Raw genomic sequence first — 14,771 nt, 5'->3', positions numbered from 1 at the left:
GCTTATGATTAACACCATTGCATTAGATTTGGATAATACCCTGTTAAATAGCCAGAAACAGATCAGCCCCCGCAACACGGATGTCCTGCGTAAGCTGCATGAACAGGGCATGCACGTGGTTTTGTGCACGGGGCGGCCGATCAACGCCATCTGGAATTACATCGAACAGTTGGGCCTCACCAAGCCAGACGACTACACCATCAACTTCAATGGCGGCTTGGTTATTAACAATGTCAGCCGGAACACGATTTACCATAATGGTTTTAAGTACGATGACTTAAAAGATGTTTTCGCATTTGCCCATGAACACAACTACTCTTTAGACGTGCTGGATTTTGACCGGGTTTATGAAATCATGGACATGCCACGGTCAATTTACAAAGGCACCGTTAAACACATCGAGTTTGTGGACAAAAAGTTCGCCGACCTGCCCGATGGCGACCACCCTTACGCTAAGATGGTGATGGCAATCGAGCCGGAACGTCTGAAAAAGATCATTCCCCAGATCCCGGCAGCCATTAAAAAGACGAAGAATGTGGTCCAGTCACAACCGCATATCCTGGAATACCTGCCATTAGGCGTGGATAAGGCGGTTGGTTTGAAGCACTTGTTGGCCCACTTTGACAGTGACTTCAGCAATCTGATGACCTTTGGGGATGCCGATAACGATCTGGGCATGACCAAAGCCGCTGCCGATGGGGTGGTCATGGCTAATGGTTTGCCAGAGGTCAAGGCAGTCGCTGATCACCTGACTGCCAGCAACGATGACGATGGTGTAGCGGTTTATCTGGGAAAAGTCTTTGCAACAATCCTGTAATATAAGCCTCAAATAGACGCAATTAAGCAATCAATCGATGTTTTTTTAACGGAAAATGTCGATTGGTTGCTTCTTTTTTAGTAATTTTATTAAATCTTAACTTCTAACTTTAGGCTAGCCTAAGAACCCTTATCCCAATACGTTTGGAAGCGATTTATTCGTCGAAAACCGCAACGCCTGAATTGCTTTGTTACATTATGTTACAGACATATCTGCTGGCAGGCGCAAAAAGCAAAGTCCCTGTTACTTACTGGTAACACTGGCGCACTAACATAAGCATTGTTGATAAGGAAAGATTAAATATTAGGTTAGAAAAAGGAAGGTTTATTCATGTCAAAGAAGAACTTAATCAAAGCGTCCGCAACTTTAGGTGCAGTTGTATTGGGAATTTCCACTGCCACGGCTGTTGCTAGCGCCGACACGATTTACACGGTTAAAGAGGGCGATACTCTTTACAGTATTTCGCAGAAGTTCAACCACGATGGTAGCTTAGTTAATGCTCTGGCCAGCCAGAACCACCTTAAGGATATTAATATGATTCATGTTGGCGATAAGCTTTTAATCAAGAGTAACGGCCAGATCAAGCCAGCTACGAAGCAGGATGTTAAGAATAACCAAAGCCAATCAAAGGCACCTGCTCAAAACAACAATAATAACAATAACAGCAATAGTAGTAACAGTAACCTGTCAGCCAGCGATGCAGCCGCTAAGGAATGGATCGCTCAGCGTGAATCAGGCGGCAGTTATACTGCTCAAAACGGTCGTTACTATGGCCGTTACCAACTGGATATGTCCTACCTGAATGGTGATCTGTCACCTGAAAACCAGGACCGGGTAGCCGACCAATACGTGGCTAGTCGTTACGGTTCCTGGACGGCTGCACAGGCTCACTGGATGGCCAATGGTTGGTACTAAAAATTAAATAATAGCTAAATACAAAATTTAAGGCGTGATCGTAGTGGTCACGCCTTTTTGTAATGATCCTGGTTATGCTAAACTATGAATAAAAAAGGAGGGTCGCTGATGAAAGGATTAACTGCACAACAAGTCCACACGCGAATCCGGCAAGGAAAGGTCAATCAGCAGGATCAAGGGCCGGAAAAGACCTTCCGGCAAATCGTTCACGAAAACGTGTTTACCTACTTCAACCTGATCTTTTTGGTGATCACTATCCTGATTTTGTTGGGTGGTCACTTCACGATCAGTGATTTCTTGTTCTTGCCGGTGGTCATCACCAACTCATTGATGGGGATCTTTCAAGAAGTGCGTTCGCAGAAAACCCTGAGCAAGCTGACAATTGTGAGCGTCCCCAGCGTCATCGTTACCCGGGATGGAACTGCACAGCAGATCCGGGTTGATCAGCTGGTGATTGACGACTTGATCCACCTCCAAGCCGGCGACCAGATTTCCGTTGATGCCGAATTGATCAGCGGGAACATGTCAGTCAATGAATCCATTTTGACCGGTGAAAGCGACGAAATCGTTAAACAATCTGGTGACCAACTACTGTCCGGCAGTTACGTCGTTAGCGGGTCCGGCATGGCGAAAGTCGTGAAAGTTGGCAACGACACCTATGCCGCTAAACTGGTACAAAAGGCCAAAAGTACCGTCCGTGAAGACCAAGGTGAAATGGTCAAGGCGATCGACCGGATTGTCAAATGGATCGGGATCATCATTATTCCGCTGGGCTTGATAATGGTTGCCCAATCTTTGTTATTCAACCACTTGACCTTTAGTGCGGCCATCAACGGCATGGTGGCGGCCATCATCGGCATGATTCCGGAGGGGCTGTACCTCTTGGTAACGGTGGCCCTGGCTACATCGGCAGTCCGCCTGGCTTGCCGCAAAGTGTTATTGCACAACATGCATAGCATCGAACAACTGTCGCGCGTCGACACCTTGTGCATTGATAAGACGGGCACTATCACCGAACCCGACATGCAGGTGAAGAAGATTGTGCCGGTCCAAACGAATGCAGTTGACCACCTGTACGAAGAGATTGGCAATACCGTCCACCAGTTCAGTGCCGATAATGAAACGATGCGTGCCCTGCAGGCGTATTTCCCGAAGGTGACCTTAGATAGGGCGCAAAGAATCATCCCGTTTAAGTCGGCCAATAAGTACAGTGCCATTGTGTATGCCGATGATACCGTTGCGCTAGGGGCACCAGAGAATCTGCTGCAGGACCAGTTCGCAAACTATCAGTCAACGGTCGACCAATATTCGCAAAAGGGCTTCCGGGTCCTGGTGTATGGTCATTACAAAGACCACATGGACGGCGACCACTTTGCCCATGCGATTCAGCCACTGGCCTTTATCATCCTGCACAACCCGGTCCGCAAAAATGCTGTTGCGACCTTTAAGTTTTTCGCCAAACAAGATGTGAACATTAAGGTCATTTCTGGTGACAACCCGGTAACGGTCGCGGCAGTGGCACAAGCGGCCGGCATTGCTGGGGCGGATCATTACATCGATGCCCGCACGATCAAAGATGACGACATCAAAAAGGCAGCGGAGGAGAACACCGTCTTTGGCCGCGTTACCCCTGATCAAAAGAAGCAACTGATCGAGGCTTTGCAGGCGCAGGGTCACACCGTGGCGATGACTGGCGACGGGGTCAACGACATCTTAGCGATGAAGACGGCCGATTGCAGTGTGGCAATGGCATCGGGAGCCAGTGCGGCGATGAATGCTGCCCAGATTGTCCTGTTGAAGTCTGACTTTTCGACGATGCCGCAGATTGTCGATGAAGGACGACGGACCGTTAACAACATCCAGCGATCGGCAAGCCTGTTCTTGATCAAGAATATCTTCTCATTCTTGCTGGCATTGCTCACCGTCTTCACCAGTATGACTTATCCATTACGCAGTGCCCAGGTTTCGCTGATCTCAGCCTTTATGATTGGGATTCCCGGTTACCTGTTAACTTTTGAACCAGACCACTCCCGGATCAAGGGCCACTTTATTCGGACGGTCTTAGGGAACGCCTTTCCGGCCGCATTAGTCGACGTCTTTGCGATTGGCCTGCTGATGGTAGTGGGTAACATTTTCCACATGAGCAATGCAGATGTTTCCACCGTATCGGCTTTCATCATGGCCTTCGTCGGGATCGTCATGCTGGTCTACCTGTCGCGCCCGTTGACCATCATCCGTGGCTTGACCATCCTGGTGTCAGCGGTGGGCTTCATTACTGCGGTAACGTTGATGGGTGAACTGTTCCGCTTTGTGCGTCCATCCTTCCTCGTGCTGGCCTTGGGTTTGGTCTTCTTGCTGGCAGCCGAGGCGGTTCTGATTGACGTGCGCTGGCTGTGCAAGTACTTTGCTCAGAGTTGGCAACACTGGCAGCGCAAACCCAAGCATGGCGTTCGCTGGTGGGATAAATTCAAACTGTAGGAAACTAAAAAGCCTCGCTGATTTAACATCGGCGAGGCTTTTGCATTTATCGTTCTTTATTTATTCTCGTTGTTTTTGGCTTCTGCTTCCATCTTTTGGTCGCGTTTATGTTGACCGGTAATGAAGTAGAATGGCAGGATGATGACTAAGGCACCGAAGCCGGCAATGAGTTGGTAGGCCTGCGTGTGTGCCAAGAGCCAGACGGAAACAATCAACGCCAGGATCGGAATGGTGTAGCCGCCCGGAATCTTGAATTCACGCGGTTTGTCTTTCATAGTCTTGCGGAAGACGATCACGGCCAGGCAGGTCGGAATGTATTGGGCAAAACGTGAAACCACCGAGATGCTGACTAAGGATTCGTAACTGCCGGAGTAAGCAACTAGCAGGACCAAAGCAATGTGAACAAAAATGGCAACGATTGGCGCACCCTTCTTGCTTTCGCGGCCCAGGACCAGTGGCATTTGCCGGTTGTCGGCTAAGGACGCAACCAGTCGTGGTGAGATGAATGACGCGTTCAGCGCAATCCCGCCCATCGATAGGAAGGTACCGACGATGATAACGGATTGACCAACTCGACCAGCCACAGCTCTAGCAGCATCTTGCAGGGGAACACTGGTCTTGGCAAGTTGAGGCCCGAGAATCCCGATACAGGAAATCATGACCAGCATGTAGATCAGGGCAACGACCCCAATGACCAGCAAGAGCGCCTTTGGCAGATTCTTGGCCGGGTTCTTCATGTTCCCGGCGGTGATAACCAGCGATTCAACCCCAGTGAAGACGAAGAAGAGGGTCACGGTTGCATGGGCAAAACCGGTGGGGGTGCTGCCTGGCAGGAAGAAAGGCGAGAAGTTATGCGGATGCATGAAGAAGACCCCAATCACGGCAATGGCCAAAATCGGTGTCAGCTTGGCCACCGTGATGATATCGTTGATCAACGTCGGTGTCTTAACCCCTGTACAGTTGATGGCGATAATGATGATCCCGATGATGGTTACGATGATGTTTTTCGCCAGCGGGGTCGACCACGGCTTGTACAGGCTGGCAGCAGCAGTGGCGATCCCGACGTATAAGGTTCCTTCAGCAATGATCCGGATGGCCCAGGTGACCAACCCAATTTCGTAACCCACAAATGGGCCAAAGGCGGTCTTGGCATAGAGGTAGGCGCCACCGGTTTCATCAAAGAGACCGGAACATTCAGCGAAACACATCCCAATCATCAAAACTAAGACGGCATCGACCGCTAAGGAAATCAGACTGGCTGGGCCAAACAGCTTGTAACCGTTGCCGGGCAGCAGAAAGATTCCTGAGCCAAGGATCCCGTTGATACCGAACAGGACAATGCTCCAGAAACCCATTTGCCGTTCTACGGCATTGCTTTGTCGATTTGTCATTATCTCACTCCTTTTGTTTTTAGTAGTATCCACAACAAAAAGGCTTGCGTCAATTGACTGCAAGTCTCTTGATGAAAGAAAATGCGATGACCATCTGACCATCACATTGCATATTCAAATAAGTCAACAGTTGATCAAAATAGCGCGACTTGTTCAAGTACTCATATAATCATACTATAAATTCTCTCTTTACGGCATAAAAACAATCAAATAAAAATTGTTATTTATTTCACAATCACCTATAATTATCAACGATTAGTAATTGAAAGGAAATGATGAAATGGGTCGTTTAGACGGTAAGGTAGTATTGATTACGGGAGCTTCGCGGGGCATTGGTCTTTCCGGGGTTAAACTCATGGCTGCAGAAGGCGCACAAGTGGTTGCTACTACTGGCCACCGTGTCGAGCTGTTGGAAAAAGAGGTTAAGCCATTCAACGATGCGGGCGGAAAAGTCGTCGTTAAAAAGCTGAATGTGGCGGATGCTGGTGATTGGCAGCGTGTCGTTGACGAAACGGTAGACCAGTTCGGTACGATCGACGTTTTGGTCAACAATGCTGGTAGCCATGTTACCAAGAGCTTGCTGGAAACTTCCGAGGATGATTGGGACTTCATCATGAACGTCAACGCAAAGGGTGTTTGGCTGGGCATGAAGAAGGTTATCCCCGTAATGATGAAGAACAACGACGGCAAGGGCAAAGGTTCCATCATCAATACGTCGTCCGTAGCGGCATTGATGGGTGGTTATTCAGACGCCGGCTCAGTATCATATTCCGCTTCCAAAGGTGCTGTTGATGCAATGACCCGGCACGCCGCTCAATGGTATGCTCAATACAATATCCGGGTAAACAACGTCAACCCAGGCCCAATCTTTACCGGCATGGTAGAAGACTCAGGAATTCATTCACAAGAAGCCATGGGCGCTTTGCACAAGGGACGGATCAACCTGCCACCTTACGCAGGTGAACCAGATGACATTGGCTATGCCTTTGTCTACCTGGCATCTGACGAGAGCAAGTTTATGACTGGTTCGGACCTGGTGATCGATGGTGGCTGGTCAACCAACTCCTTTGTTCCCGAAAAGAACATGCATGATATTTTGAAACATTAATTTATCACCGTTAACCTTAGATAATTAACCCAGAACGAGAAGGACGCTTTCGATCGTCCTTTTTCTTTGCGATTAATTAGGTCTGGTGTTTGCACTGATTTGTCAATTAAAGTGTTAAAATTGTAATGGATCAAGCGCTTTCATATATTTAGGAGGTACGTTATGTCAAGCATTTATCGGAGTGTCTTTGATATTATCGGGCCGATCATGGTCGGTCCTTCCAGTTCACATACGGCCGGGGCAGTTGCCATTGGTCGGGCAGCCCGGGTGATCTTTCAGGATGTACCGACTAAGGTCACGGTTCATTACTATGAGTCGTTCGCTAAGACTCACCGTGGTCACGGTACTGACTTTGCGATTGCTGCCGGTATTATGGGTTTTGCGCCGGATGATAAACGGGTGCCGAAAGCGCCACAGTTGGCAAAGGCTGCGGGTATCGATATCCGCTACGTTGAAGAAGAGGGGCCAAGCCCGATTCACCACCCGAACACCGCTATTTTGGAAATGGAAAACGGCAGTCACCATACCACAGTGGGTGGCTGTTCCGTTGGTGGCGGGGCCATCGAAATTCGTTCCGTTAAGGCCCAAAATGTTGAATTAACGCCAACTGGCCCACTGCCGATGGTCCTGTACCTTGATCGGGATAAGAACCTGCATCAAATCCAAGCGTTGAAGGAGCAATTGATGGGTGGCAGCCAGCTCAAGGAACGGAAGAAGAAAGCCACAACTGGTGACCTGTACGAATTCGATACGCTGAAGAACCTGTCACCAGAAAAGATTGCTGAACTAGAGAAGAAGTACAAAGGAATCGTCTTTTTAAAGTAGGTTGATAATATGTACGAAAGTATTAAACAAATTGTGACGACTGCGGAGAAGAAAAAGCAGCCGATTTGCCAACTAATTATCGATGCTGAGGTAGCCGATTCTGGTGTCTCAAGGGATGCCGTCTGGAATAAGATGAAGCGTAATCTGGATACAATGCGTCAAGCCGTTAAGAAAGGTGAGACGGGCGCCGGGGTCCACTCACCAACGGGATTGACTGGTGGTGAAGCCATCAAGGTGAAGAAGTATCGCGAACAGCATAAGTCATTGTCCGGTGACACCATGATGGGCGCCGTTCAAGCAGCCTTGGCCACCAACGAAGTCAACGCGGCACTGGGAGTTATTTGCGCGACCCCAACTGCCGGTTCGGCCGGTACCATGCCTGGTGTGATTGCGGCTCTTGAAGATCGTCTTCACCTGAGCGAAGAACAGTTGGTCAACTTCCTCTTTACTGCTGGGGGCTTTGGCCTAGTCATTGCTAATCACGCCAACATCGCCGGGGCAACTGGTGGTTGTCAAGCGGAAGTTGGCAGCGCGTCCGCAATGGCTGCCGCTGCCGCTGTTGAGGCTGCTGGTGGCACGCCGCAGCAGAGTGCTGAAGCTTTGTCGATTGCCATCAGCAACTTGTTGGGCTTGGTTTGTGACCCGATTGCCGGTTTGGTGGAAGTGCCATGTGTCAAGCGCAATGCCATTGGGACAGCGAATGCTCTGGTTGCAGCCGACCTAGCATTGGCTGGCTGTACAAGTTTGATTCCCGCTGACGAGTGCATTCAAGCAATGGATAAGGTGGGCCGCAACCTGCCGTCTTCTCTGCGTGAAACTGGAATGGGCGGTTTGGCCGGTACCCCAACTGGTCAACGGATCCGGGCAAAGATCTTCGGTAAAGACGTTAAGTAGGTGGTTGCCATGCGTGACGCAAAGACCATTAAAGCCGATATCGTGAAGCAGTTATCGACAGTCGTAGACCCTGAACTCGGGGTTGATATAGTGAATATGGGTTTTGTGGAAACCATTGACCTCGATGAAAATGGAATTTGCTTGATTGAATTAATTTTGGAGATCTTAGGTTGTCCCATCACTGGTCAACTAGCACGGATGGTTAAGGACGCCGTGATGAAGGTTCCAGAAGTCAAGAACGTCGATGTTGAATTTATCACGCACCCGCGTTGGACCCGTGACCGCATGAGTACGGCCGCAAAACTGACTTTAGGGGTTTCTTGAGAATAGTAATCAGCTTTCCTGCAATTACTTTTAACCTCAGATAATATAAAAGCTATTTTTTGAAGTGAACCCCTATAGTTGGATTGTTTCATCCAATTATGGGGGTTATTTCATATTATATGAGTTACCGCTAGGGCCTTTTGCCTTAAATTAAATCTTTTTAATTTGCTTTGGCCACCGAATGGGACAGCAAATATATGCGATAAGATAACATAAATTAATAAAATTATTAGTGATGGAATACTTATTCTACGGCTCTTAATTAATAGCAACAAGAAATTAAACAATTCTACAGAGGAAGTTGACTGATCATTGGTTAAGGAGATAATTTAGCTTAACAAGCTTATTATATGGGCACGTCAATAAAATATTTTAATTTATCTAATCTTAAAAGCAGCAAATGTTGATGTAAACGTTGGGATTACAGCAAACGTAACTAATTAAAACGCTAAAACACGATACTTAATATTTAATGATAACTCACTGAAAAAATAGAGTCAGTGGGTTTCATCGCACGGTATATTTATCGATAAATAGGCTCTTATTTTGGTGGATTAAATAACGTATTTAATACTAAAACATTATATAAAGCAACGTGGTTAGCGATTAACGCTCTTTGTAAAATCGAAAAAATTGATAGCTAATATAACATTTGAAAGTGGTAGATTACTTAGCTGTTGCTCAATAACTGTAATAGTGAATAATTAATAAATGTTTTTAATCACTGGAGGATGTTATTAGCAATGAAAAAGACACATTATAAACTGTATAAATCTGGCAAATTGTGGTTAACCTGCCTGATCACGATTGCAAGTCTGTCCGTGATGAGCTGGCAGACTGTGGTTAAGGCAGACAATGCTCAAGCTGCTGCAACTGTGACTCAGTCGTTGGATACTAGCGATGCCCCTGTCAAATCCGAAAAGCAGTTGTCTTCTCCTACTTCAGCTACCGATCAGCATTTTCAAAGATTGAAAGATCAAACCTCAAAGAACCCAATTGGGATTAGTGACGGCTTCCATATTTTTGCTGGCAAGGTCAGCTTGAATGCAGACTGTAACGGCAATATGGCAGCTAAGGAGTACCAGCAGGGTCCAGAATTCGGTACTCGCGATAACAATGACAATCATGGTTCAGAAGATACTTACTATATTGGCAAGGTTGATGATATGGGTGCCAATGCTTTTCGCCATTCGCATAACTATGTAGTGTTTGGTCAGAACGTTAATTATGAAATTAAAGAAGACCGTGTTTATGTAAATGGCAAGCGAATGGATCATTTAAATCCAAGTGATGTTCATCCCGGGCAGCCCATTGATATAGATGAGGAATTGGACCATCTGAAAAATTTGTCGAAGCAGTTTGCGGCCAAGCAAGCCAATCAACAGGTAAAGCTTCATTTGGATGGTGACCAGAATAATCGTTGGATTGATATCAGCGATGCCGAACCGGATGCTCAAGACATTATTTATATCAACGTACCGGCTGTATATTTGAGTGCGCCACAGCCAATCATGATTAAGGGGTTGGGTAGCGATCAAAACGCCCCAGTGTTGGTTATTAATGTGAGCGTTAATGGTGATAAGCTTGACTGGAACACCCAAAGCAAACTGATTTATGATGATGGTAGTCAAATAAATCCGACAGAGAATCATACAAAACCTAACCAGGTGTTATGGGATTTCGGCCGGTTGCGTCAATTAAACATTAACAGTGGTTATCTATTGGGTAGTGTTTTGGCACCGTATGCTGAAATCAACGTGAACGTGAATGCGGATGGCAACCTGATTGGACAGCAGGTCAATGTTCGTGGTGGTGAATCTCATCGCTGGGATCTGGCCACTCCACAGCCAATACCTCAGCCTGTAATACCAAAAGGTAATGATAATAGTGACGAAAATGATCCTACTTCAGATAGTTCTGACCACCATACGCCGCAAGAAGGCCATCCATTTTATCCTGTAGATTATTTCGATGATAACCACGGCTATCATGTCACCCCGGACACGGATAACTCACAGCCAGTAACACCAAAGACAGAGAATCTACAGCCTGTAACACCAGGCACGGACGATCCACAACCGTTAACACCAAGGGGTGATACTGATAGTGAGAACGATGGTCCCACTTCAGATGGTTCTAACCACCATACGCCGAAAGCGGACCATCCATTTTATCCTGTAGATTATTTCGATGATAACCACAGCTATCATGTTACGCCTGACACAGATAACTCACAGTCAGTAACACCAAGGGCAGAGAATCCGCAACCTGTAACACCAAGTGCGGAGGATCAGCAGCCAGTCACGCCACGTACGGAGAATCTACAGCCGGTGGCACTAGGGACAGATGATAAGCCAGTAACGTCAAGCACGGATAACCCACAGCCAGTGACGTCAGTGGCAAAGGATCAGCATTCTAAAACTCCCGGTATGAATGATCCACAATCTGGTTCAGATGACCCAGCGCCATTTTCAACCCCTGATGAAATCCATGGTCAAGATGCATTTTCCCGGCTGGACACTCAAACACATTCATCGCAACGCAACCAAGTTTCAAAGTCCACTGGGTTACCACAAACTGGTAATCAGCATACTGATGTGTGGTCGTTACTAGGCTTACTGAGTATTCTTTGGATGCCAGCTTTAGCTCGTAAAAGGTAACAATGGCAGACAAGAATATTGTGCAACATCTCAAGTGGTTGAGGTCGCTTGAATGAGATTAATAGCTGTTAAGTGATGAATATTCATAGTTAAAAAAGGCCGTTGGTTCATTAATGACTAACGGCTTAATTATTGCGTTATACGTGTATGATAGTTAGGTAAGAGATAGAAAGTCATGAATCTATCCAAAACGTAGATGGACTACAAAGCGCAAGATAGAGCAAGTGTCTACACATTTTGAGTAGACCATTGGACGCTAGGTGCTGGCACCACCTAGCGCCTTTTTCCTTTATGATTATATTAGAAACAGCTGCATAAACCAGCTCACTATGTCTCAATATGTTAAAGAGGCTGTCCAGCGTTTCCATTGTTTGTAATTACCCACGTCCTATGTTGCCGATTAAAGAAAGCATACTCCAACTGTCTTGTACACTAGCAGTAATTTAGAATATTTTGCTATAAAGGACTATTGAAAAATCAGCCTTTTGGACAAAAAAACCACCCGAAAACCGGGCAGCCACGCTGGGGGGAAGAAGAAATGAAGCCTTTCCGCAATTTTTCTGCAGAATTGTTTTCAATCGCTTTTTCAGTCCTTTATATAATTACGAATGCTGATATATCAACGCCTATCGAACTATGAAAACAATTGAAGCCCCAAAAATGGAGATGACGGGAGTCGAACCCGTGTCCGAATATATCGCCATTCCAACCTCTACACTCGTAGATTAACTATTTAAGATTCATCAGGCAAAACGCCGCTAATCAAGGCAACCATGACTGACTAGTTTGATTGATCTCTTTTTTACTCTTCAAACGGGAGGGTAAAACGTAGTCCACTAAATATGAAACCCGGTAACGCGCCATGGACTAGCTCGGCCGGATTTACGCACGCTTACTTGTTAGGCAGCGTATGCGTAAGCTCTAGAATTATTGTTTGCAGTTATAATTTGAAAACTGAGCGTTTTTACGAAGACGCAACCTTCGAAGTGCAGTCGGAATTCGACCTATACCCGTCGAATCCAAAAAAACATCCCCGTTACATTCTAAATTATAACAGATCATAAATATATCTCATAGTAAAAGAAACTTCACACTTACGTCATAATGTTTAAATCAATCTGTTTTATAATGTCAATGTTGTGTTTGCTTTAGGGGGGTGAAGCAATGAAGATCCTAATGGTTGAAGATAACCATTCCGTTTGTGAAATGATGGGGATGTTCTTCAAGAAGGAAAACTGGCAAGTTGAGTTTGCCTACGATGGTGAGGCCGCAGTTAAGCAGTTCGCTGCTGGTCAGGATTGGGACTTGGTTTTGTTAGACTTAAACCTGCCCAAGAAAGATGGGATGCAGGTAGCCGCTGAGATTCGTCAACAGTCACCAACCGTGCCGCTGATCATGCTGACGGCGCGGGATACAGAGAGTGACCAGGTGCTGGGCCTCGAAATGGGTGCTGACGATTATGTCACCAAACCATTTAGTCCGCTGACTTTAATTGCCCGCATTAAGGCCCTGCACCGGCGGACAAAGATGCAGACGACGGTCACAACGGCGCCTGCGAAATCCAGTTCGGACGTGCAGACGAAGCATTTGCGGCTAAACACAAAGACCCGAGAAGTCTATGTCGATGATAAGCAGATTTCTGATCTGACACCTAAAGAGTTTGACCTGTTGAAGACCTTGGCTGCCAAGCCCAAACAGGTTTTCAGTCGTGAACAGTTATTGCAATTAGTTTGGAACTATGAATATTATGGTGATGAACGCACGGTCGATGCCCACATCAAGAAACTGCGGCAGAAGCTAGGCAAGAGTGGCGAACTGATCCAGACAGTCTGGGGTGTCGGCTACAAATTTGACGATGACGAGGTTAACGCATAATGCGCCTAATTTGGAAACAAATGCTAAGTTTTATGGCAGTGATGGTTGTTTTAGTAGCCATCATGGCCATTTCTTTTATTAGTGTCACTAATCGCACAATGTATCAGCACACCTTCAATGAGCTCAATCAGTACGCTGACAGTCTGATTCAGGACAACGAAATTTTAATTGACCGGAAGAACAATCAGATTGTGGGTTTTGAGGAGCAGGCGATCGATTCGAAATCCCGTTTGTTGTCCCGCCAGAATGTCAATTTTGCCGTCTATGATGGTTCTGGACACCGGCGTTATGATAACAGTCGAGGCTTTGCACCTGGTATTTCGAAGAGTGATTGGAAGCAGCTGCGCCAAGGAAAATCGCTGAAAAAGCAGTTGGCATACCCGGATCCAGAAGTTTTGCAACAAAAACAGCATAATCTGGAAGCACCACAGCTGACGGTCCTGATTAAACCGTATTTCTTCAACAAAAAGCTGGTGGCGGTCGTTTCGATCGGTACTTTTGTTTCCACGATGAAGCAGCAGTATCAAACAATTTTTCAAAATCTGCTGCTGGCCTTTTTGTTGGCGATTATCGTGGCCTTGATATTCAGCCTCTTGCTGGCACGCTCGATGACGAAACGAATCGATCAAATGGATTTAGCAACCAAGTCGATTGCAAAGGGCGATTATGATGTTCACCTGCCAAGCAAGGGTAGCAAAGACGAATTGGATAACCTGAGCGATAATTTCAACATCATGGCGGCTTCCTTGCGCTCGTCGCAGGAAGATATTCGACGTGAGGAGGAACGGCGTAAGCAATTCTTGGCGAATGCCGCTCACGAAATGCGGACACCGTTGACCACGATCAATGGCCTGTTGGAGGGCTTGATCTATGATGCCATCCCGCAGGAAGAGCGTCGTCATAGCTTAGAGTTGATGCAAAAGGATACCAAACGGTTGATTCGACTGGTCAACGATAACCTGAGCTACGAACGTTTGCGGACTAATCAGATTAAGATGAACCGTGAGACCTTTGATGCCGGCCCATCGTTGAAGAATGTGAAGGATCAGTTGGGTTCGTTGGCTAAAGAGAAGGGCGATCAATTGACAATCGATGTGCCCCACCCGCTGCGGGTATTTGCCGACCAAGATCATTTTGTCCAAATCATGTTTAATATCATTCAGAATGCCATCCAGTTTACAGATAAGGGTACAATTAAAATTAGTGGCCGTCGTTTGCCGAATGGTGCTGAGTTTAAGGTTGAAGACACGGGCATTGGGATGACGAAAAACCAGATCAGCAAAATCTTTGAGCGCTTCTATAAGGCGGATCGTTCGCGGATGAGTACTAAGTATGGTGAATCCGGCATTGGCATGTCCTTGGTCAAAAAGCTGGTAGAATTGCACCATGGCACAATCAATGTGCAAAGTCGACCGCATCATGGCTCCACGTTTACGGTCTTCTTCCCTGATCGGGGTCATGATCATGACAAGAAGGAGAATTAG

11 protein-coding genes and 1 other RNA gene are annotated in these 14,771 nt (G+C 46.6%); 10 read left to right on the top strand and 2 right to left on the bottom strand.

Translation table 11 applies throughout. The features are described 5' to 3' along the window. The first annotated feature begins 4 nt into the window (after positions 1-4). From IV45_RS00745 to IV45_RS00735, 3 genes are all read left to right on the top strand, one after another. Positions 5-817 (top strand): Cof-type HAD-IIB family hydrolase, encoded by an 813-nt coding sequence (locus IV45_RS00745; RefSeq protein WP_057739671.1) that lies wholly within the window; start codon positions 5-7, stop codon positions 815-817. Between the two features lie 330 nt (positions 818-1,147). Continuing rightward, positions 1,148-1,732 (top strand): aggregation-promoting factor, encoded by a 585-nt coding sequence (apf, locus tag IV45_RS00740; RefSeq protein WP_057739670.1) that lies wholly within the window; start codon positions 1,148-1,150, stop codon positions 1,730-1,732. Between the two features lie 108 nt (positions 1,733-1,840). Further along, entirely contained in the window at positions 1,841-4,210 is a 2,370-nt protein-coding gene (locus IV45_RS00735) for an HAD-IC family P-type ATPase (RefSeq protein WP_057739668.1), read from the top strand. Positions 4,211-4,266: 56 nt separating this feature from the next. Here the strand turns inward: IV45_RS00735 and IV45_RS00730 are convergent, their stop codons facing one another. Then, the gene (locus IV45_RS00730; RefSeq protein WP_057739666.1) at positions 4,267-5,601 is read right to left on the bottom strand and encodes an APC family permease; all 1,335 of its coding nucleotides are present in this window, start codon (positions 5,599-5,601) and stop codon (positions 4,267-4,269) included. Between the two features lie 280 nt (positions 5,602-5,881). Between IV45_RS00730 and IV45_RS00725 the strand changes: the two genes are divergently transcribed. From IV45_RS00725 to IV45_RS00705, 5 genes are all read left to right on the top strand, one after another. Beyond that, positions 5,882-6,709 (top strand): SDR family NAD(P)-dependent oxidoreductase, encoded by an 828-nt coding sequence (locus IV45_RS00725; RefSeq protein ID WP_057739664.1) that lies wholly within the window; start codon positions 5,882-5,884, stop codon positions 6,707-6,709. A gap of 162 nt (positions 6,710-6,871) precedes the next feature. Then, positions 6,872-7,534, top strand: coding sequence for a serine dehydratase beta chain (locus tag IV45_RS00720; RefSeq protein ID WP_057739662.1), 663 nt, complete (start codon positions 6,872-6,874; stop codon positions 7,532-7,534). A gap of 9 nt (positions 7,535-7,543) precedes the next feature. Continuing rightward, a complete protein-coding gene (gene sdaAA, locus IV45_RS00715) occupies positions 7,544-8,428 on the top strand; it encodes an L-serine ammonia-lyase, iron-sulfur-dependent, subunit alpha (protein ID WP_057739660.1) in 885 nt (294 codons plus the stop codon). Positions 8,429-8,437: 9 nt separating this feature from the next. Further along, the gene (locus IV45_RS00710; protein ID WP_057739657.1) at positions 8,438-8,752 is read left to right on the top strand and encodes a metal-sulfur cluster assembly factor; all 315 of its coding nucleotides are present in this window, start codon (positions 8,438-8,440) and stop codon (positions 8,750-8,752) included. Between the two features lie 743 nt (positions 8,753-9,495). Then, positions 9,496-11,412: a collagen-binding domain-containing protein gene (locus tag IV45_RS00705; protein WP_057739655.1), complete on the top strand. Its 1,917-nt coding sequence runs from the start codon at positions 9,496-9,498 to the stop codon at positions 11,410-11,412. A 658-nt stretch (positions 11,413-12,070) separates the two neighbouring features. On the opposite strand, the gene ssrA is transcribed toward IV45_RS00705, so the two are convergent. Next, positions 12,071-12,447, bottom strand: a transfer-messenger RNA (tmRNA) gene (gene ssrA, locus IV45_RS07720). Between the two features lie 129 nt (positions 12,448-12,576). On the opposite strand from ssrA, the gene IV45_RS00700 reads away from it, so the two are divergent. Together IV45_RS00700 and IV45_RS00695 are read left to right on the top strand one after the other, a co-directional pair. Continuing rightward, positions 12,577-13,287: a response regulator transcription factor gene (locus tag IV45_RS00700; RefSeq protein ID WP_057739653.1), complete on the top strand. Its 711-nt coding sequence runs from the start codon at positions 12,577-12,579 to the stop codon at positions 13,285-13,287. Then, entirely contained in the window at positions 13,287-14,771 is a 1,485-nt protein-coding gene (locus IV45_RS00695; protein WP_057739651.1) for a HAMP domain-containing sensor histidine kinase, read from the top strand. Before IV45_RS00700 ends, IV45_RS00695 begins: the two co-directional genes overlap by 1 nt.

The organism is Limosilactobacillus secaliphilus (genome assembly GCF_001437055.1).
Taxonomy (GTDB): Bacteria; Bacillota; Bacilli; order Lactobacillales; family Lactobacillaceae; genus Limosilactobacillus; species Limosilactobacillus secaliphilus.
This window is presented reverse-complemented; position numbering and strand designations above follow the sequence as displayed.

Bases quoted from the DNA above. Each gene is read 5' to 3' on its own strand.
- IV45_RS00745 (WP_057739671.1), top strand. From the start codon at position 5: ATGATTAACACCATTGCATTAGATTTGGATAATACCCTGTTAAATAGC.
- apf (WP_057739670.1), top strand. From the start codon at position 1,148: ATGTCAAAGAAGAACTTAATCAAAGCGTCCGCAACTTTAGGTGCAGTT.
- IV45_RS00735 (WP_057739668.1), top strand. From the start codon at position 1,841: ATGAAAGGATTAACTGCACAACAAGTCCACACGCGAATCCGGCAAGGA.
- IV45_RS00730 (WP_057739666.1), bottom strand. From the start codon at position 5,601: ATGACAAATCGACAAAGCAATGCCGTAGAACGGCAAATGGGTTTCTGG.
- IV45_RS00725 (WP_057739664.1), top strand. From the start codon at position 5,882: ATGGGTCGTTTAGACGGTAAGGTAGTATTGATTACGGGAGCTTCGCGG.
- IV45_RS00720 (WP_057739662.1), top strand. From the start codon at position 6,872: ATGTCAAGCATTTATCGGAGTGTCTTTGATATTATCGGGCCGATCATG.
- sdaAA (WP_057739660.1), top strand. From the start codon at position 7,544: ATGTACGAAAGTATTAAACAAATTGTGACGACTGCGGAGAAGAAAAAG.
- IV45_RS00710 (WP_057739657.1), top strand. From the start codon at position 8,438: ATGCGTGACGCAAAGACCATTAAAGCCGATATCGTGAAGCAGTTATCG.
- IV45_RS00705 (WP_057739655.1), top strand. From the start codon at position 9,496: ATGAAAAAGACACATTATAAACTGTATAAATCTGGCAAATTGTGGTTA.
- IV45_RS00700 (WP_057739653.1), top strand. From the start codon at position 12,577: ATGAAGATCCTAATGGTTGAAGATAACCATTCCGTTTGTGAAATGATG.
- IV45_RS00695 (WP_057739651.1), top strand. From the start codon at position 13,287: ATGCGCCTAATTTGGAAACAAATGCTAAGTTTTATGGCAGTGATGGTT.